The sequence below is a fragment of the Gardnerella sp. c23Ub_4 genome, assembly GCF_055804115.1.
Genome location: NZ_JANUYO010000001.1, coordinates 343,503 through 362,285 on the forward strand (window position 1 = coordinate 343,503; position 18,783 = coordinate 362,285).

An 18,783-nucleotide genomic window follows, 5' to 3' on the forward strand; every position below is an offset into this window, starting at 1 on the left:
AGTATTTAGTATTTAGTTTTTTGCATTAGCTATTTAGTTAGATGTGATTTTTTTGCAGCTGTAATGATTGTGCAAACAAACAGTATTAATGCAGTGCTAAAAACAGCTGGAATCACTTGTATTCCAGTATTAGGAAGCTTGTTGTTTACACTAGCACTATGTGTTTGCGATGAAACAATTCCACTTGAAGAATTATTTTGCAAAGATTCGTTTTTCTTTACTAACACATTAGTCCATGCAACTTGCTTGCCATTTTCGTCGATAAGAACAATAGTGTGATTGCCGCTATATTCTTGTGGAATAATCGCATCAAATATTGCTTTGCCCTGTTTGTTGATGCGAACTGTTACATGCCTTGTTCCATTTACGCTATAAAGAAGCTTAGGGCTTGAATAAATGTATGCGTATGCTTTTACTGCTTTGTTTAGTTGCAATTTACGCATGAATTCTGCTGTTGTGTTTAGAGAAACAGTAATCTGATTGTTCTTTCCTGCATAAGCAATGTTATTGTTTCCAACAGTTAGAGTGTTGGTTAATTCTGGCAGCAAATCAGCAATGCTCTTTGGTGCTTCTGGCACTTCTGTTGATTCTGGTGCCTGCTTCTGATTTGTGAGCGATTCTGTATTGTTGTTAATTTCCACAAAGCTTTTGCTTGGTGAGTTATTGTTAGCATTAGGAGTTTGTGGACTATTAGTCTCGCTAGGCGGCTCATGAGATTCCACATTTGGGGTTGGCTGATGAGTTTGATGAGTCTGCGGCGTTGTATTGTTTGTAGGGTTTGCAGGCTCTGGATTTGGTTGCGGTGTAGGTGGAACTGGAGTCTGTGGGTGCTCTGGTTGTGGCTGTGGATTTGGTTGAGGTTGAGGTTGAGGTGGTGTAGGAATATTAGGCTCTGGTTGTGGTGCTGGTGTTGGCGTTACTGGCGTTGCTGGAGTTAGGTTGATCCATGGGATTACTTCTTTCGCTGGCGTTAGCTCCGTCCACGGTATTGATTTCTTTGCTGGAGTTAGTTCTGTCCACGGAATGCTCTCTTGTGCTGGAGTCAAATTTGCCCAAGGCGTTGCTTCATAGATTTTTACGGGAATCTTTACCGTTCGCTTAGTGCCGTTAACAAAGCTTACTTTTACAGTAATGTCTTGTACGCCCTTAGTGTTCATATTTGGCGTATTGAGCAAAGAAACTTTAGCGTTACTAGGTACTCCATCAAGATATTTCTTAGCGTCAAAATCGTTAGGGAATGTAGAATTTAGCTCAAAACGAAGGTTGGCATCGCTTTTAACGGTGACTTCTGGCATATTTACTACGCGTATAGTAAATTCTTTTTCAATCGTTTTAGTGCCATTTATTTTTATCTTAAGCTTGCCTGTATAGTCTCCAGCTTTAGAGATGTTAATTAAATCGCGATTTGTAACATCTTCAAAAGTTGCTCCTTGGGGAAGATCCTTAGCGTTTGCTAAAGCATCCTTAAAATCGCTTGGTGAAGGCTCGTTGTTTGCAAGAAGAATTTCTTTAACTTCTGGCTTGTAAGTTTCTTCGTAAGGCTTTACTTCTGCAGGCTTTGGAGTTTCTTTAACTTTTGTAACTCCTGGGTTTACAGTTCCAGTGCCATCAATCTGTTTTCTGTTTCCAACGGTAAATCCTAGCTGATTGTCCATCTTTTTATCTAGGAAGTTGCGTGAGCTGTGACCATTGTTTCCAGTGTCTATAATTTTTGCACCATCAACATGACCAATAAAGCTTATAAGCGTATCTTTCTTTGTGGCATAATGCTCAGCGTAACCTTTTTTAGTAAGTTCGTTTAGTTCTTCGGCTCGTTTCTTCATTGATGGCCTAAAAACGCTTCCCTTAATTTTTGGAGCATTAAATGTATAAGCTTTGGTAAACCAATCGTAATTTTTCCGCTTAGCATAAACAAGCGCACGTTCTGTTAAATATCCGCCTAAAGAATGGCCAGTAACGTACAGATTGCTCACTAGATGATTATTGTTTAATTCATCCATAAGTTTTTCTGTAGTGGTTGCTTGGCTAATTTCGCCGCCAAAGAATAGCTTTAAGTCCAGACTTGCATCTTTTGCTCCTTGGGTTCCGCGGATTCCAAGAACTTGCACGCCGTTTTGCTCAATAAATGGGTATTCAGGATTAACATTTTCAAAAAGAACAGCGTCAAAGCCATCGGACTCGTGGTATGTTTTCTTTACTTTCCAATATGGCGCAAGCTCGTTATGCATAAGCTTATATTCGTTGCGATCTTTGTAAATCTCTGTAAGCTCATGCTTGTCGTCAAGCACTTTATTTACGTAATTATCCTCCCTATACGCAAGTTCCATAAACAGAGCCATATCGCGAGGGCTAATATCCCACCTGCGAGGATTTTTATCGTCTTTGTCGTCTAATCCGTCGCCATCAGTGTCTTTAATCAAAGGATGTGACTTGTATCCGTAGTATGTTCGTCCATCTTTTGTGTACGTGTAAAGCTCTTCGCTGTTCTTAAGTCCATCGCCATCGCTGTCTTCATTTGGATCTAGAGCTGGCTTTCCATACAACAATTGGTCAATTTGGCCATTTTCTAGGCGAATTCTGCCAGTTGAAATGTCGTGAGCGGTTTGTGCGGTAAGAGGTGTGGTAGATGGCAATGTCTCACTTGCAATTGCTGTTGACGTCAACGCGGGAATTCCAAGCAGTGACGAAAAAACCAATCCAAAAGTTAATACAATTCCACTAATTGTGCGAATAGTACTTACCTTTCTCATACCACAATCCTTACTTTATACAGTTTTATTTTGACGATTTGGAAAGTCTTATTGAGAGCAATTCAATAAATTTGACTCAACCTTACAAATTTATCAAATTTAATGTTTTTACAAAAGCTGCTTTAGTTTGAAAACAATTTAGTCGCAAGCACAAAGATTTATCAGACGTCTGACGAATTGTAGTGATATTGGTGTAATCTACGAATCAAAAGACAAATCGAAAGATAAGTCGAAAGACAAATCAGAATACAAATCAGCTACGATTTCAAGGAGGATATCATGCTGAAAGCTAAATTTGTTGTAGGCGCATATGCATCGTTGCCAAAAACTCGCGAAGATCAAGAAAAATACTACGATTTGTTGGGTAAGCAAAGCTGGATTGACGGAACGGAGATTCCATACCCAGGAGATTTGGCAGATCCAAAAAATCGCGCGTGGCTAGCATCTGCAATACCATCGCATTGGCATGCAAACACGATTACGGCAATTCCTGGAACAATGCGTCACATAAACTTTGATCCAGATCCAGAATTTGGACTTGCAAGCCCAAGCGAAGAAGGCAGGCATCGCGCGCTCGCATTCTTTAAGGATATTCGCGAAGCAATCGCAAACGTTGTAGACATTAGAGATAGCTGCGATATATCTCATGTAGAAATACACACGGCTCCGACTCGCTTAGCGCAAGCGGATGCAATGAAAAAGTCGCTAGAAGAACTCGCGCAACTCGATTGGTGCGGAGCAAAGTTGGTGATTGAGCATTGCGATAGATATATTGAAGGCCAAAATCCAGAAAAAGGATTCCTGCCGCTAGAAGAAGAGATTCAAATTGCAAAAGATGCTGGAGTTGGAATCACAGTCAACTGGGGAAGAAGCGTTGTAGAAGAGCGAAATGCTCAAGCGGCAGTGGAGCACGTGCGAGCTGCAAGGCAGGCTGGCGTTCTGCAAGGATTAATGTTCTCGGGAGCTGGTCCAGATGCAACACAATACGGATACGAGTGGATTGATGGCCACTTGCCAATGAACCCAGATGAGCCGACTTCGTTAATGACGTCTAAAGAAATTCAAGAAACCACTCGTGAGGCGCTAAAAGACGATTATGCAATCGACTATTTGGGCGCAAAAGTGTGCGTTCCGCAAGACGCGAGCGTGGAGGAGCGCTTGGGATATTTGGCGCGCATTCACGATGCTGTAAGCGCGGCGCAGGGTGAGTGAATAGGCTTAGTAAATAGTCTTAGTAGATAGTAAAAATAAGGTCGCAAACGCAAGAAAGAAAACGGAAATTGTTATGAACGAAGTAAAAGATTCTCGCTCTACGTATCTTGCTTTTGATATAGGCGGAACAAAAATCGCGTACGGATTGGTGACTTTACCAGGGCCTACAGGGTCCGCAGAGTCTAACTTTGGCAAAGAAAGCGCAGATTGTGCGTCTCCAACAGTAGAAGACTATGGCTCTATGCCAACCGAAGCTGCAAAAGGCGGAGAAGATATAAAGAATCGCCTAGTAGCGCGCGCAAAGCAAATATTGGAAGATGCGGCGAAAAGTGGCAAAAAAATCAGCGGAATTGGAATAGCGGCTGCAGGAGTGCCAAATAGTAAAACTGGCGAAATCGTAGCAGCTACCGACATTTTGCCAGGTTGGAGAGGTCAGCGAATTTACGACGCATTTAAGCGCGTAACCGATTTGCCAGTTTATATGATTGGCGACGTTGGTGGTCACGGCCTTGGAGAAGCGATTTACGGAGCAGGCAGCGGAAAGTCGATTGTGTTTTCTGTTGGCATAGGCACTGGAATTGGTGGCGCGATTATTGTAAACGGCAAGCTGTTTACGGGCGCGCACGGAGTTGCAGGCCACGCTGGCCACGTTGTTAGTGATTTGGGAGTTGGCTTTGACTGCTCTTGCGGAGCGCATGCGGGCCACATTGAGCCAGTGGCATCGGGAACGGGGCTGGCGACTCTTTACAACAGCAATCTTCCACAAGGAACCGAGCTTGCGCAAAACGGCTACGAGGTTTGTGTGCGCGCAAATTCTGGGCAGGATGAGCACGCTAAAGAAACGCTGGCTAGAAGCGGCAGGGCCTTGGGGCAGTGCGTTGCAGGAATGGCGAATCTTATAGATCCAGATGTGATTGTGCTTTCGGGGTCTGTTGTAGAAGCTGGCGATATTTGGTGGAATGCTATGCGCGCTGGGTTTGAAGACTCTGCTTTAACGTTGATTAAAAGTACGCCGATTGTTAAGGGCAAGCTTGGTGGGTCTGCTCCTTTGATTGGCGCAGCTTGGGCTGTTCACTCAAATCGCGTTTAATCGCGTTTGATTGCGCCTAGATATGTTTAATTTTGTTTAGTTTAGTCATATTTGAAAAAAGGAGGAATCTATATGAATCCTGTGATTGAAAAAATCAAGGGCGGCCTAGTTGTTAGCTGCCAGGCGTACCCAGGGGAGCCGCTTAGGCACCCAGAAACAATGGCACAAATGGCAATGGCGGCTGTAGAAGGCGGAGCTGTTGGCATTAGGTGCCAAGGATTGTCGGATATTTCTGCGATTAAAGGACAAGTTGATGTTCCTGTAATCGGCATTTGGAAAGATGGTCACGAAGGCGTTTACATAACTCCGACTTTGCGTCATGCGCGTTGCTGCGCTGCTGCTGGAGCGGATATTATTGCGATTGACGCTACAGATAGGCCGCGCCCAGATGGGCTCACTTACGAGCAAACTGTTCGCGCTTTGCACGACGAAGGCATAGTGGTTATGGCAGATTGCGGAAACTTCGATGATGCCAAGCGCGCGGCGGATTGTGGAACAGATATTATATCTACCACTTTGGCTGGCACTTCTCCTGGAAGGCCAAAAACGGACGGCCCAGATTTTGAGCTTTTAGGCCAGATTTTGCAAGCTTTCCCAGATTATCCAATTATTTGCGAAGGGCGTATTCATACTCCAGATCAGTTGCACAAGGTTATGCAAATGGGCGCTTGGGCTGCTGTTGTTGGAACTGCGATTACGCACCCAACATCGATTACGCGCTGGTTTGCAGCAAAGTTGTAAGCGGCGAGTTGGCAGGCGGATGCGGTTGAGTGCGTTAAGGAAAAGTCGCAAGCAGCCGCAGATTCGCCTAGCGCGCGTAAGTAACAAATAAAGAAAAATAGTGGTTATATGTGTGTCGATTATGTGCGGTTTTGTTCTAATTTTTTGTACAGTAAAAAATAATCAAAATTTTCACAAATTCGACACACGCATAACTTGACATCAGACATCAGACCTCTTATGTTTGAAGTAACGTGAAAATAACGCACGCGCTATAATTTAATATGTTTTCGCATTCGAAGACGAAATGCAAAAAACCCAAACTCAATGGTGAGGAGAAAATATGGCACGAATTAACTCGAAGCTAACCGTGGCAATCGCCGCTGGTGTGGCCGCATTAATGATGCTTTCTGGCTGCGGTGGAGCTAAATCCCACAAGGCAGCAAAAGCAAAGACTGCTGTTAAAGACACGATTACCGCACAGGTTGCATACGCAAGCCGTGATTTTGCGCCGTCTACAACCTCTGGCGCGTTGCCAATGGCAGCAAACTGGCACGTTACAGAGCCACTTTACGCTCTTGATTACAGCAACTTTAAGGTTTTCAACGCTCTTGCAAAAGGTGAGCCAAAGAAGATTTCCGATACTGAATACGAAGTAACAATTCGCGATGCTGCTAAGTTCTCGGACGGAACGGAAGTAACAGCGGCAGACGTAGTGTCTTCCTTTAAGCGCACAACCGCAAAGGGCAGCCTTTACATCTCTATGCTCGACTTTATTGACTCTGTAGAAGCAAAAGACAATCGTCACGTAATCTTTAAGCTAAAGAAGGCGTTCCCACTGTTCAAGCAGCGCCTTGCTTTGATTCAGATTGTTCCATCTGCAAAGTCTGATGCAGATCTTAAGAATATGCCAATCGGATCTGGCCCATGGAAGTACGTATCGATTACAGATAACCAAGTAAAGTTTGAGCGCAACGATCTTTACAACGGCAAGTACAAGGCACAGACCAAGAAGATGGTTTGGAATGTAACCGTTGACGATACTGCTCGCGTAACCGCAATGCAAGGTGGAAAGACAGACGTAATGGAAATGGTTCCAGCACAGGCATTCAACACTTTGAAGGCATCTGGATCCGAGCTTAAGACCGCACAGGGCTTCACTCTTCCATTCCTTATGTTCAACACAAAGCAGAAGCCATTCGACGACAAGCGAGTTCGCCAAGCTGCTCTCTACGCAATTGACGTAAACAAGCTTATTACCAACCAGATGAGCGGCCAGGGCGAGGCAGCAACAAGCTTCTTGCCAAAGAACTACGCAAATTACCACAAGGCAAAGAACGTTTACACCAAGAATGTTGCTAAGGCAAAGAGCTTGCTTAAGGAAGCTGGCGTAAGTGGCCCACTAAAGTTCACTCTTTACACAACAGACCACACTTGGATTACTCAGCTCGCTCCACAAATCAAGAATGATCTTGCTGAGATTGGTATGGATGTAGAAATCAAGTCTATGAAGTCTTCTGCACTTTACCCACAGATTACCGACCGCGACGACGCAAACTACTCCATGGTTCTTGCCCCAGGCGATCCATCCGTGTTTGGCAACGACCCAGACTTGCTTATGAGCTGGTGGTACGGTGACAACGCTTGGACCCGTCAGCGTACATTCTGGAAGAACTCCGAAGGATACGCAAAGCTCCACAAGCTTATGGACGAAGCTCTTGAAGCATCCAAGCCAGCAGATCGCCAGAAGTATTGGAACCAGTGCTTCGACTTGATTAGCGACGAAGTGCCTCTGTACCCACTCTTCCATCGTAAGACTACGACCGCTGTAAAGAAGGGCGCATTGGCTGAGTGGAATGCAATCGGCTCCACTGGCATCAACCTTGTAAAAGCAAAGCTAACAAAGTAGGTGCAAGTCAAAGTAACAAACTTCATTTTCCCTAACCTCTAACCGCAAAACCGACCCAACTGTTTACCTTTCTCGCCTTTGTGCAGATGGGTCGGTTTTGTTATGCAAAATAATAATTTTCTTCAATGGATGTGTGGATGTCTTATGAGTAATTTTCTTAGACTTTTAGGTAGGCGACTAATCGCCCTGCCGTTCATGGCATTCGGTGTTACGTTCCTCGTATTCTTCCTTATGTCATTTTCTAAATACGATCCAGCAGTTGCAGCATTAGGCGAAAACTCGTCTCCAGCAGCTCTGGCAGCCTTCCGACACGAAATGGGCTACGATAGGCCATGGTGGGAGCAGTTTGGGTCCTATATAGTTGGACTCTTCCAAGGAAACATGGGTGTTTATGGTGTAAACAAGGATTCTGTAGCTCAACGAGTAGCGGACGCCTTCCCAATTACCTTGCAACTAACTTTCATCGGTTTGTTAATCGCAATAATCTTTGCAGTAATCTTTGGCGTTTTTGCAGCGCTTTACCGCGATACTTGGGTTGACCAAACGGTTCGCGTGCTTTCGATTATTGCAATCGCAACTCCATCCTTCTGGCTCGGCGTTCTTTTGATTTACGTCTTGCAAATCAAGCTCGCATGGCTCCCAGGTTCTGGCGATTTTGTACCGTTCTTTGAAGATCCAGAAGCGTACATTGCAAGAATGGCAATGCCTTGCTTCGCACTAGGCCTTCCAGTAGCAGGTCAGCTTACGCGAATCATACGAACCTCTATGGTAGAGGAATTGGATAAGGATTATGTGCGAACCGCAATCGGCGCAGGTATTCCAAAGAGCGTGGTTGTTGCTAGAAACGTGTTCCGCAACGCTTTGATTACACCAATCACAACTCTTGGCATGAAGATTGGTTACCTTATGGGTGGTGCAATCGTTATCGAAGTTATTTTTGCACTACCAGGAATGGGTACCGCAATGTTCGACGGCATTAATGGCAACCAGCCAATGCTTGTGCAAGGCGTTGTTTTGGTTGTTGCAATCGCATTCATCTTTATAAACATTATTGTTGATTTGCTTTACGTGCTAATCAACCCAAGAATTAGGACGGTGTGACATGCTATTTGGAAAAAGTCAGGTAGTAGATGCCGCATCTAAGCCAGGCATCAAATTTAACAGATTTAAGAGCATGAGCTTAGGCTCTAAGATCTCGCTTATTGTGATTGCAATATTGGCGTTCTGCGCAGTATTCGCGCGATTCCTAGCGCCATGCGACCCAGTAAAGATTACGCAAAATTATCAGCCGCCAACAGGCGCGCACTGGTTTGGCACTGATAACCTTGGTAGAGACGTGTTCTCGCGCGTTATGTACGGCGCTCGCTACTCGCTGGTAATCGGCTTGTCGTCTGTGCTCTTTGCGTTGGTGATGGGCGCAATAATCGGCGCAATTGCAGCTGTGAGCCGCACTTGGATATCTGAGCTTATAATGCGATTGATTGATATAGTAATGTCTATCCCAGGAATCGCATTAGCAGCTGTGTGCCTTGCAATTCTTGGACAATCCATGATTGGTATCATCATTTCCATTGGTGTGCTTTACGTTCCACAAATCGCAAGAATTGTGCGCGCAAACATAATAAGCGAATATGGAAAAGACTACGTGCGTGCAGTAATCGTTTCTGGCGCTCGCGCACCTTGGATTTTGCTCAAGCATGTAACGCGTAATATTGCAGCTCCAGTTATGGTGTTCACAACGCTTTCTGTTGCAGACGCAATCGTGTTCGAGGCTTCTCTTAGCTTCATCAACGCTGGTATTCCAGAGCCAACGCCAACATGGGGCAACATTTTGTCTTCTGCTAAGGCAGGCGTTATCTTTGGATATTGGTGGCAGGCACTGTTCCCAGGCTTAGCAATCATGATTACCGTTTTGTGCCTTAACATTCTTTCTGAGGGCATTACGGATGCAATGGTTGCAGCTCCAACCGCTCCAGTAGCTAAGAGTGCTGCAGATGCGGATGCTGCTCGCAAGGAAGACAGGATTCTTACCGATCCAGTTGCAGCGTACAATGAGCAGCACGATGCTTTGGTTGAGTCTTTGGCAAAGCTTCGCGAGGCAGAGTTAAAGCGCACGGATCGCTTGCAACCAACGTCTACGGAGCCTCCAGTTATTGAGGTTAAAGACTTGTGCATTCAGTTCCCACGCTACGGCAGCGTAAATGTTGTAGACCACTTGAGCTTCTCTGTTCGTCCAGGCGAAACAATGGGCTTGGTTGGTGAATCTGGTTGCGGTAAGTCAATCACTTCGCTTGCGATTATGGGCTTGCTTGATCCAAAAGCTAAGATTAGCGGACAAATCCTCTTTAATGGCAAGGATCTTGTAAAGCTTAGCCCAAAGGAGCACAATGCTTTGCGTGGCCACGAGATTGCAATGGTTTACCAAGATGCGTTGTCTTCCTTAAACCCATCAATGCTTATTAAAGCGCAAATGAAGCAGCTAACTTCTAGAGGTGGTACTCGTAGCGCCGAAGAGTTGCTGGAGCTTGTAGGCTTGGATCCAAAGCGTACGCTTGAATCCTACCCGCACGAGCTTTCTGGCGGCCAGCGTCAGCGCGTGTTGATTGCAATGGCACTTACGCGAGATCCAAAGTTGATAATCGCAGATGAGCCAACAACCGCTTTGGACGTTACTGTTCAAAAGCAAGTGATTGACCTTCTTAACGAATTGCGCGAAAAGCTTGGATTCGCAATGGTGTTTGTAAGCCACGATTTGGCTCTTGTTGCTAAGGTTGCGCACTCGATTACCGTAATGTACGCAGGCCAGGTTGTTGAGCAAGGCTCCACTAAGGAAATCCTCACCGATCCGCATCATGAGTACACGCGCGGCTTGCTTGGCTCCGTAACTTCCATTGAGGCTGGTGCTCCAAGATTGCACCAGGTTCCAGGAACGGTTCCAAGCCCATCCGACTTCCCTAAGGGAGATCGATTCGCTCCGCGTTCTTCTCATCCAGATCAAGGGCTTGACGTGCGCCCAGTAATGAAGCGCATTCCAGGAACGTGGCACTTCTACGCTGCGCCTCCAGAGCCAGAATCGGATGTGCCTTCCGCAATTTTGACCAACTCCGATAAAGGAGATGTGCGATGAACATGAATGTTAACGAAACAAACAAAACTCAAAGCGAAAATGGCGATGTTCCAATCATCGAGCTGCGCGACGCCGAAGTGGTGTTCACTACTCGAGCAGGATCTGGCTTATTCCATAAGAACAAGATTACGGCCGTAAACAAGGTGAATCTTAAGCTTATGCCAGGTAAGACGATTGGTATTGTTGGCGAATCTGGTTGCGGAAAGTCTACTACTGCAAACATTATGTGCGGACTCCAGCAAGTAACAAGCGGCAAGGTTTTGTTCAAAGGTCAAGACGTTACGCATAGAACTGCAAAAGAGCGCATGGATATTGGACGCGTGGTTTCCGTTGTGTTCCAGGATCCAGCAATGGCTTTGAATGCGCGCATGAGTGTGATTGACCAGTTGATTGACCCGCTTGTTGTGCACAAGATTGGAAGCAAAGCTGAGCGCGATGCTAGAGCCAAGGAGCTAATCCGAATGGTTGGTTTGCCTCATTCTGTTCTTGGCGCTTTGCCAGGTCAGCTTTCTGGCGGTCAGCGTCAGCGCGTGGCAATCGCTCGTGCGCTTTCGCTTAATCCAGATGCAATAATCGCAGATGAGCCAACTTCCGCTTTGGATGTTTCTGTGCGTGCTCAGATTTTGAATCTTCTTTCCGACTTAAAGAAGAAGCTGAATCTTTCAATGGTGTTTATTAGCCACGATATTCAAACAATCCGATACATATCCGACGAAGTTGTTGTTATGAATCACGGAACGATTGTTGAGCGCGGCGAAACTCACCAAGTGATTAACAATCCGCAGGATGCGTACACAAAGATTTTGATGGGCGCGGCTCCTTCGCTTTTGCACCCAACGGAAGAAGAGTGCAAATAGTGTGAGCGGTGCGAGCAAGCGCTAGTCGCTAGTCGCTAGCTTGAATGCGCGGGCGGTCTGTTAAGACCTTGCAGTAAATCCATGCAGGCCGCCCATTAATTGCAAAATCTAAAGTCATAAATCATAAATCAATAAGTCATAAATAATAAAAAATACGAAAGAAGTTTAATCATGGCAGAAAAATTCCACGGCGTTATTCCACCAGTAGTTACGCCATTAACGGCAGACGGCGAAGTAGACGTTGTTAGCTTTGAGCGCTCTCTTAACCGAATGATTGAGGCAGGCGTAGACGGCCTATTTACGCTTGGATCTTCTGGCGAAGTTGCGTTTAGCACAGATAAGCGCCGTCGCGAAATCATTGAAACCGTAATGCGCATTGTTGACGGCCGCGTGCCAGTGTTGGTTGGGTGCATCGATACGGAAACAAACCGCGTTATTGAGCATGCAAAGGAAGCTAAGGAGCTTGGGGCTTCTGCGATTGTTGCAACAGCGCCATTCTACGCACTTGGCGGTATGGCAGAAGTTGAGCGCCACTTCCGTCTTATTCACGAAGCTGTTCCAGATTTGCCACTGTTTGCTTACGATATTCCAGTTTGCGTGCACACAAAGCTTCCAGGCGGTTTGCTTGTAAAGCTTGGTAAAGATGGCGTTCTTGCAGGCGTTAAGGATTCTTCCAACGACGACGTGTCGTTCAGGTTCCTTGTAGACGACAACAATAAGGCTGGTCACCCATTGACTTTGCTTACGGGTCAAGAGGTTGTTGTTGACGGCGCATACATGGCTGGCGCAGACGGTTCTGTTCCAGGACTTGCAAACGTTGAGGCCACTGGCTACGTGCGCATGTGGAAGGCTGCTCAGGCTGGCGATTGGGCAACGGTTAAGAAGGAGCAGGATTGGCTTGCTGCTTTGATGCGAATCGTTACTGTTCCTAGCGGTGTGGCAGGCTTTGGCGCTGGCGTTGGAGCGTTTAAGACCGCAATGGCGTTGCTTGGCGTGTTTGACACAAATCAGATGCCAGATCCAGTTTGCCCACTTAAGGGAGAAAACGTTGAAGCCGTTGCTGGCGTTCTTAAGGAAGTTGGCTTGACTTTGGCAAAGACTCCGCAAGAAGTGAGCGATTCCACAAAGTAACGTCTTAAGCGGTTTTTATTAGATTAATAATTTATTAGATAAATCACTTAAATAATTCGTTTATTTATTGGCATAGTAAGTAAATAGCGTTGCGGTGTGCGTTAATTCGTATGCCGCAATGCTAATAAATGCTAATAATTGCTTATAATTACTGATTAATGTTGCTTAAAAATTGCTAATTATGCTAATTAAAGCTTTAAAGGAGAAGCAAAGATGGCAGAAGTTATTATTGTAAAAGATCAAGATGAAGCTGGCGAGCTTTACGCAAAAGCAGTTGTAGATTTGATTAGTCGCAAGCCAGATGCAGTACTTGGCTTAGCTACGGGATCTAGCCCATTAAAGGCCTACGAACATCTTGCAAAGCTTGTTAAAGAAAATAATGTTGACGTAAGTCGCGTGCGCGGATTTGCTCTTGACGAATACATTGGATTGTCGTTAGAGCACGAACAGTCTTACCACAGCACAATCCGCAGAACCGTAACCGATTTAATCGGCCTAAACCCAGATTTAGTTCATGTTCCAGGAGATGTTCTTAACGGAGCGCCATTAAGCGAGGGCAGCAAGATTGCGCACGCTGGAGCTGACTACGATGCTGCTATTGCTGCTGCTGGCGGAATTGACGTGCAAATCTTGGGAATTGGCTCCGATGGCCACGTTGGATTCAACGAGCCAGGCTCTTCGCTTGCGTCAGGTACGCGCGTTAAAACACTAACCGAGCAGACTCGCGTAGATAATCGCAGATTCTTCGACGGAGATATTAACCAAGTTCCAACTCATTGCATAACGCAAGGAATTGGAACGATTTTGCGCGCTAAGCATCTTGTTCTTCTTGCGTTTGGCTCAAATAAGGCAGATGCTGTAGCTGCAACGCTAGAAGGCGGAGTAAGCTCGCTATGCCCAGCTTCCGCGCTTCAAATGCATCCGCACGCAACTGTGATTGTAGACGAAGATGCAGCAAGCAAGCTTAAGCTGGCAGACTACTATCGTTGGGTGTATGCAAATAAGCCATCTTGGCAAGGAATCTGATACTCAAGTCTAAAATTAAGTAACGTATTCAAAAGCACAAACTTCAAAAGCACAATCGCAGGTGAGTGAAATGTCAAAAAATGCATATTTAGACGCCGTAAATAAGATTGATGATTCACTAAAATCAAGTGAGGGGCGCAATTTTGTAGTGCGTAACGTGAGCGTTGTAGACGTGCGCGGAATTGTTCCTAACGCTTGGATTTTGGTTAAAGATGGCGTGATTATAGAAACGGGCATTTTAGATGAGGATCTTGCGCTTGCGATTAATGCTTGCGGATTGCGCGCATCTGACTTAAGCGTTGTAGACGGGCGTGGCTGTTTTGCTGCGCCAGGCTACATTGATTTGCACGCTCACGGAGCATGGGAGCATTCGTTTGACGATGGTGCTGAAGGGATTGCCATTGCGCGCGCGTATCACATGCTTCATGGAACAACTAGGCAAGTTCTTAGCTTGATTACAAACCCTCTTGACGTAATGCAAGAGAATTTGCGTACTGTTAAGCGCGTTATGCAAACGCGACCAGATGTGCTTGGATCTCACTTAGAGGGGCCGTTCTTGGCGCTTTCTAGAAAAGGCGCGCACGACCCTAATTGCCTAGTGGACCCTACTCCCGAGCGCGTTGAGGCGTTGCTTGAGGCGGCGGATGGCACTTTGCGCCAGATTACTTTGGCTCCAGAGCGAGAACATGGCATGGAGGCGATTAAGCGCTTTGTAGAAGCTGGCGTGATTCCAGCAGTGGGGCATTGCGACGCGGATTATAAAACCGCGCGCGCGGCTTTTAACGCTGGCTCTACGCTTATGACTCACATGTTTAACGCTATGAACGGCATTCATCACCGCAAGCCAGGTCCAATCCCTGCAGCCTTGGAGGATTCGCGCGTAACGATTGAGCTTATTAACGACGGTTTCCACGTTGAAAACCCAGTTTTGCGAATGGCGTTTAAGGCAGCGGCTGGAAGGATTGCGTTTGTAACGGATGCTATGGCTGCAACAGGATGCGCAGATGGCGCTTATAAGCTTGGCGCTTTAGACGTTACTGTTACAGGCGGCCACGCAAGGCTTGTTTCTAATGGCGCTATTGCGGGATCTACTTTGATTCTAGAAGTTGCTATTAAGCGCGCTGTTAAAGAGCTTGGCATTGGTTTGCCAGAGGCGATTGCTGCGGCAACTCTTGTTCCTGCTCACGTGCTTGGAGTAGATAAGCCGAACGCTATAACTAGCGCTCCTTTGGGCTTGGTTGAAAAGGGATATGCTGCCGATTTGCTTTTGCTTAATCCAGGAACTTTGGCAGTTGAGCACGTTTGGTGCGACGGCCATAAAATTTCGTAACGTAAATCGTATCGTTGCGATTAATCGTGATGCTGTAGTACTCAGGCATCACCATTGAAGATGAAAGAACCGCTCTCGTTTAGTGAGCGGTTCTTCCATTTATTTAGTGCTTTTGCAGTCTATTAAGCAAAATCGACTGAATAGGCTCGTAATGGTCGTTTACAGCTTGCCTATATCCGTCTGCGTCTCCCGCAATAGCTGTTTTAAGCATAAGCTCGTGCGCTCTAGCTGTCTTTTCAAGCTCGTCCGAAACTTCCAACCCCAATTGCGGCAAAACAGCCATATGCACAAGCCACAAGCATCGCACGAATTGCTCTGCAATCGTATTGTTTACCGCTCGCAAAATGCCCGTGTGGAAAGCAATGTCTTGTTCCAAGAACGTTTTTCCAGCATGCGCTTCTTTAGCCATTATTTCCGAAAGCGCCTCCAGCTCTGGCTGCTGCGTTCCCTTAATCGACTCAACCACCTTATCCGCGCATCCAAGGTCTAGGAATTTTCGCATTTCTACAACATTGCTTAAGTCTTCAAAATTCTTATTAATGGAGATTAAAGATCGAAAAGCGAGTGTTTCCACCATTGGGTCCAAAGATAGCGAGCCAACAAACATGCCTTTTCCTTGCTTAACTTCCACAATGTTAAGCGCTTCCAGCTTGCGAATCGCCTCGCGTACAGATGATCTTGATGCGCCAATCAAATTGCATAGCATTGGCTCAGTTGGCAGCATGTCTTTTGGTTGCAAGCGTTCTCTTAAAATAAGCGATCTGATTGCGTCCATTGTTTCATCGCAGCGCTTTCTTGCTGCGATTGGAGCGGAGTTAGAGCTTGCTTGCAATAACGATAAGCGGTCTAGTGTTGTCATCTCATCGTCTTCGCGGCTGCTAAATGTCTCTTCCATTTTGGCTCCTTTCAGTTCGCGTGAGTCTTCTCTCTTTTGTGTCTTCCATTTTTTCGTTTGTGTGTACTTTGTTTGTGAAACCTGTTTGCAAACTATCTTGCTGCCAAAGCGAGGAATCTATTGCTGTTATATAAATTCCAGTAGTCTCTCTTTCCCACAGTAGTTGCAAAGTTCGTTTATTGCTAGAGCTAAGGCATTGATAAACGTGGTGGAACGGGTTTATGCACACGCTTTTTGCCCACGTTTGCCCGCCGTCGTAGCTGAATCGCACAACTCCGCGTCCGCGGTATGGCATCATTTGGCTTGCGTTTGCAAACGCTATGCAGTCGGCGTTTTGTGCGTTTCCATCGTTTTCGCTGCTAAAGCAGGTTGCACTCGGCTGGCTGAATATCTCTGGCAAACTTGTGTCAAAAATCAGCTCGCTCCAAGTTTCTCCACAATCGTGACTAATGGCTTTGCCTACGCATCCCGAACGATTTTGATTGCGGAAGAATGCTAGAATATCGCCATTTTTGCGTTCAACAAACACAGTTTCGGAGCTTGTTGCATCGTCGTCTTGCATTGTTGCAGGGTCTACGATTTTTCCGTTGATTAATCGCCCTTCGTTAATCATTTTGCCTCGGCTCCACGTTTTGCCGTCGTCGTCCGAAATAAGCGCTCCCGAAGAATAGTGCGATTTGCTTTGGCCGCTGCAATAGAATGGTACGAGTATTCTGCCGTAATGTTTTTCGTTTTGTCTAATAACAATTCCGTTCCCTGGGCATACTCCAGCAAAGCTCATCCATGGCTCTTTAATCATGTGGTCGATTAAGCGTGGCTCGCTCCACGTTTTGCCGTCATCGTCAGAATAAATTTGCGCTATATAGCACGTTTTTTCGGCAAATAATGGTTGACTTTCGCTTGCGATTTCTGGCGATTTCCATATGTTCCACGTGGAACAGTCGCAAGTTTGATTACTGTGCGAGTTATTGCATAAGTCATTGTGCGAATCGCTATTTTTTATACTTCCATCTGGCAAAACTATCCACTTTGTTGAGCATTCTTTTTCGCTAGAATCGCATGGCAATTTTACGGCCGCGCTTGCGTCCATTGCTGCCGCGTAGTTGCCGCCTAAGCGGTCTATTAGCTTGATTCTTCCGCATTCGTCTACGCCTACAGCGGTTTTGCAATTTGTTAGCCCAATTCCGCCAGGATTAATGTCTATTAATACGTTAATTCTTTCGCTTTTGCCTTCTGGGTCTAAAACAGGGCAGGAGTCGATTGCGCTCGCGCCTAGTTTTCCAAGGTTTTTGCCAGGCATGTTGATTACGGTTTGCAAAGGCCCCCACGTTTTGCCGCCGTCCGCGGATCTGCGAATCACAAAGTTTATGTGGTTTGGAGCGTCGTTTGAAACGCTTGTTCGCTGGTCTGCTCCTGCGATTAGCGTTCCCATGTGCGTTTTTACAAGCGAAGGTATTCTGTAGCTGCGCGAGTTTGCATATCCCGTGTCGAATAATGCAGTTGTTACAAGTGGCTTTACTTTTGATATTCTTTGGATTTGGCCTTCGGTTAGTGCGCTAAAGTAGATTCCGCCTGTTCTAGCTTCGCCCATTAATCGCACTCCGCGCAAGTCTTCGCCAATGCTTACGGCGTCTAATTCTGGTATGTTTGCAAACCAGAATTGCCCTATGTTGTGCGACTGGCTGTATCCGTCTACGTAAATGTCGGTTGCTCCGCGATTTGCGCGAATAATCAAGTCGTGCCATTCGCCGTCGTCAACGCTTGCGGCTGCTTCGATTACGCTTTTTATGCACGTTTCGTCGTCGATTAGCGTGATTTTTATGCCTTCTGGCCCTGCGTACACGCTTATTTTTTCGCTAGATTCTAGATTAGTTTTTGTTCCAACAGTTCCAGCAGTTCCAGCAGCAAAAAGCACTCCGTGTTGGCCAGGGCCTCGCAATCTAAATTGAATGTGCAAAGTTCCGCTCGACTTGCAAGATACGCGTTTTATGTCTCTTGCACAAATCGTAGGTCCTGCAAACCATATGTCTGGCTGTGCCTGTGTGGCCGAATTCGCGATTTCTTCTGGATTTGGCAAGTGGTTTGAGTAGTAAAAGTCGTAGATTTGCGAAGATTCTGCCTGCGCTGCACACGCTTCGGCCGCTTTTTCGCTCACTCTTTGCGGTCCAAGATTCGTTGCGCTCGCAAAGCATTGGTATCCGTCTAAATAGAATCGGCTTCCAAAACTGCCGTACGTTACTGCAAAATCGTGTTCGCGCCCATCGCATGCGCCTAGCGCATCTTCCATGTGTAGCGCAATTTCTTTCGCACCGTTTGCGTCTGCGCTATCTTCTAAAAGATTTTGCGCAACAAGTAGTGGAGCATCTTCTTTAATACTTATTTTTATTATTGGAGTTGCGTGCTCTTGATGCGCGGAAGCTTGCGACTTTTGCGCGGGCTTAATATTTAATAAATCGCAATCCGTATTTGCTACAAATTTGAACCTTATTATTCCTTCGTTCTTATTTATTTCATCGTTTTTATCTTTACGATTGATGCTCGATGCGCTTTCGCTATATTTTTTGATTTCACTAGATGGTGTAATTTTTATTACGGCATGATTGAATCGCGTGTGTGCCGAACCCCCGATATTGGCAATTTCTTCACCCAGGTTCGTCGTCTTCGTTGAACGACGTTCCATTTTAGTCCTCCATGACCGTAAAAATTAAAACACCAATGTTTTAACACGTATGACGT

13 protein-coding genes are annotated in these 18,783 nt (G+C 45.9%); 10 read left to right on the top strand and 3 right to left on the bottom strand.

All coding sequences use genetic code 11. The features are described 5' to 3' along the window. Window positions 1-29 precede the first annotated feature (29 nt). A complete protein-coding gene (locus tag NYP67_RS01535; protein WP_102704867.1) occupies window positions 30-2,750 on the bottom strand; it encodes a Rib/alpha-like domain-containing protein in 2,721 nt (906 codons plus the stop codon). 279 nt (window positions 2,751-3,029) lie between these two features. Here NYP67_RS01535 and NYP67_RS01540 point away from each other — a divergent pair, with 279 nt between their 5' ends. From NYP67_RS01540 to nagA, 10 genes are all read left to right on the top strand, one after another. Continuing rightward, complete coding sequence (locus NYP67_RS01540) at window positions 3,030-3,962, top strand: DUF4862 family protein (RefSeq protein WP_101889458.1); 933 nt, start codon at window positions 3,030-3,032, stop codon at window positions 3,960-3,962. 73 nt (window positions 3,963-4,035) lie between these two features. After that, the gene (locus NYP67_RS01545; protein ID WP_115757101.1) at window positions 4,036-5,052 is read left to right on the top strand and encodes an ROK family protein; all 1,017 of its coding nucleotides are present in this window, start codon (window positions 4,036-4,038) and stop codon (window positions 5,050-5,052) included. 72 nt (window positions 5,053-5,124) lie between these two features. Next, window positions 5,125-5,793 carry an N-acetylmannosamine-6-phosphate 2-epimerase gene (locus NYP67_RS01550; RefSeq protein WP_004131256.1) on the top strand — a complete coding sequence of 223 codons (669 nt, stop codon included), beginning with the start codon at window positions 5,125-5,127 and terminating at the stop codon, window positions 5,791-5,793. 322 nt (window positions 5,794-6,115) lie between these two features. Further along, window positions 6,116-7,681 carry an ABC transporter substrate-binding protein gene (locus tag NYP67_RS01555; RefSeq protein ID WP_346284366.1) on the top strand — a complete coding sequence of 522 codons (1,566 nt, stop codon included), beginning with the start codon at window positions 6,116-6,118 and terminating at the stop codon, window positions 7,679-7,681. A gap of 195 nt (window positions 7,682-7,876) precedes the next feature. After that, window positions 7,877-8,782 carry an ABC transporter permease gene (locus NYP67_RS01560; protein WP_004113928.1) on the top strand — a complete coding sequence of 302 codons (906 nt, stop codon included), beginning with the start codon at window positions 7,877-7,879 and terminating at the stop codon, window positions 8,780-8,782. A 1-nt stretch (window position 8,783) separates the two neighbouring features. Then, complete coding sequence (locus tag NYP67_RS01565; RefSeq protein WP_115757105.1) at window positions 8,784-10,808, top strand: dipeptide/oligopeptide/nickel ABC transporter permease/ATP-binding protein; 2,025 nt, start codon at window positions 8,784-8,786, stop codon at window positions 10,806-10,808. Beyond that, window positions 10,805-11,665 (top strand): ABC transporter ATP-binding protein, encoded by an 861-nt coding sequence (locus tag NYP67_RS01570; protein WP_016635891.1) that lies wholly within the window; start codon window positions 10,805-10,807, stop codon window positions 11,663-11,665. The genes NYP67_RS01565 and NYP67_RS01570 overlap by 4 nt, the downstream gene beginning before the upstream one ends. Window positions 11,666-11,836: 171 nt before the next feature. Beyond that, window positions 11,837-12,796 carry a dihydrodipicolinate synthase family protein gene (locus NYP67_RS01575; RefSeq protein ID WP_016635892.1) on the top strand — a complete coding sequence of 320 codons (960 nt, stop codon included), beginning with the start codon at window positions 11,837-11,839 and terminating at the stop codon, window positions 12,794-12,796. A 213-nt stretch (window positions 12,797-13,009) separates the two neighbouring features. Further along, entirely contained in the window at window positions 13,010-13,822 is an 813-nt protein-coding gene (gene nagB / locus NYP67_RS01580) for a glucosamine-6-phosphate deaminase (RefSeq protein WP_020757458.1), read from the top strand. A 70-nt stretch (window positions 13,823-13,892) separates the two neighbouring features. Continuing rightward, entirely contained in the window at window positions 13,893-15,152 is a 1,260-nt protein-coding gene (gene nagA / locus NYP67_RS01585) for an N-acetylglucosamine-6-phosphate deacetylase (RefSeq protein ID WP_473411110.1), read from the top strand. Window positions 15,153-15,255: 103 nt separating this feature from the next. On the opposite strand, the gene NYP67_RS01590 is transcribed toward nagA, so the two are convergent. Both NYP67_RS01590 and NYP67_RS01595 read right to left on the bottom strand, forming a co-directional pair. Then, the gene (locus NYP67_RS01590; protein ID WP_004131272.1) at window positions 15,256-16,047 is read right to left on the bottom strand and encodes a FadR/GntR family transcriptional regulator; all 792 of its coding nucleotides are present in this window, start codon (window positions 16,045-16,047) and stop codon (window positions 15,256-15,258) included. Then, window positions 16,031-18,727: a sialidase family protein gene (locus NYP67_RS01595; protein ID WP_473411111.1), complete on the bottom strand. Its 2,697-nt coding sequence runs from the start codon at window positions 18,725-18,727 to the stop codon at window positions 16,031-16,033. The genes NYP67_RS01590 and NYP67_RS01595 overlap by 17 nt, the downstream gene beginning before the upstream one ends. Window positions 18,728-18,783 lie beyond the last annotated feature (56 nt).

Coding starts and splice junctions, on each gene's coding strand:
- NYP67_RS01595 (WP_473411111.1), bottom strand. CDS start 18,727: ATGGAACGTCGTTCAACGAAGACGACGAACCTGGGTGAAGAAATTGCC.
- nagA (WP_473411110.1), top strand. CDS start 13,893: ATGTCAAAAAATGCATATTTAGACGCCGTAAATAAGATTGATGATTCA.
- NYP67_RS01570 (WP_016635891.1), top strand. CDS start 10,805: ATGAACATGAATGTTAACGAAACAAACAAAACTCAAAGCGAAAATGGC.
- NYP67_RS01535 (WP_102704867.1), bottom strand. CDS start 2,750: ATGAGAAAGGTAAGTACTATTCGCACAATTAGTGGAATTGTATTAACT.
- NYP67_RS01555 (WP_346284366.1), top strand. CDS start 6,116: ATGGCACGAATTAACTCGAAGCTAACCGTGGCAATCGCCGCTGGTGTG.
- NYP67_RS01540 (WP_101889458.1), top strand. CDS start 3,030: ATGCTGAAAGCTAAATTTGTTGTAGGCGCATATGCATCGTTGCCAAAA.
- NYP67_RS01550 (WP_004131256.1), top strand. CDS start 5,125: ATGAATCCTGTGATTGAAAAAATCAAGGGCGGCCTAGTTGTTAGCTGC.
- NYP67_RS01590 (WP_004131272.1), bottom strand. CDS start 16,047: ATGGAAGAGACATTTAGCAGCCGCGAAGACGATGAGATGACAACACTA.
- NYP67_RS01565 (WP_115757105.1), top strand. CDS start 8,784: ATGCTATTTGGAAAAAGTCAGGTAGTAGATGCCGCATCTAAGCCAGGC.
- nagB (WP_020757458.1), top strand. CDS start 13,010: ATGGCAGAAGTTATTATTGTAAAAGATCAAGATGAAGCTGGCGAGCTT.
- NYP67_RS01545 (WP_115757101.1), top strand. CDS start 4,036: ATGAACGAAGTAAAAGATTCTCGCTCTACGTATCTTGCTTTTGATATA.
- NYP67_RS01575 (WP_016635892.1), top strand. CDS start 11,837: ATGGCAGAAAAATTCCACGGCGTTATTCCACCAGTAGTTACGCCATTA.
- NYP67_RS01560 (WP_004113928.1), top strand. CDS start 7,877: ATGGCATTCGGTGTTACGTTCCTCGTATTCTTCCTTATGTCATTTTCT.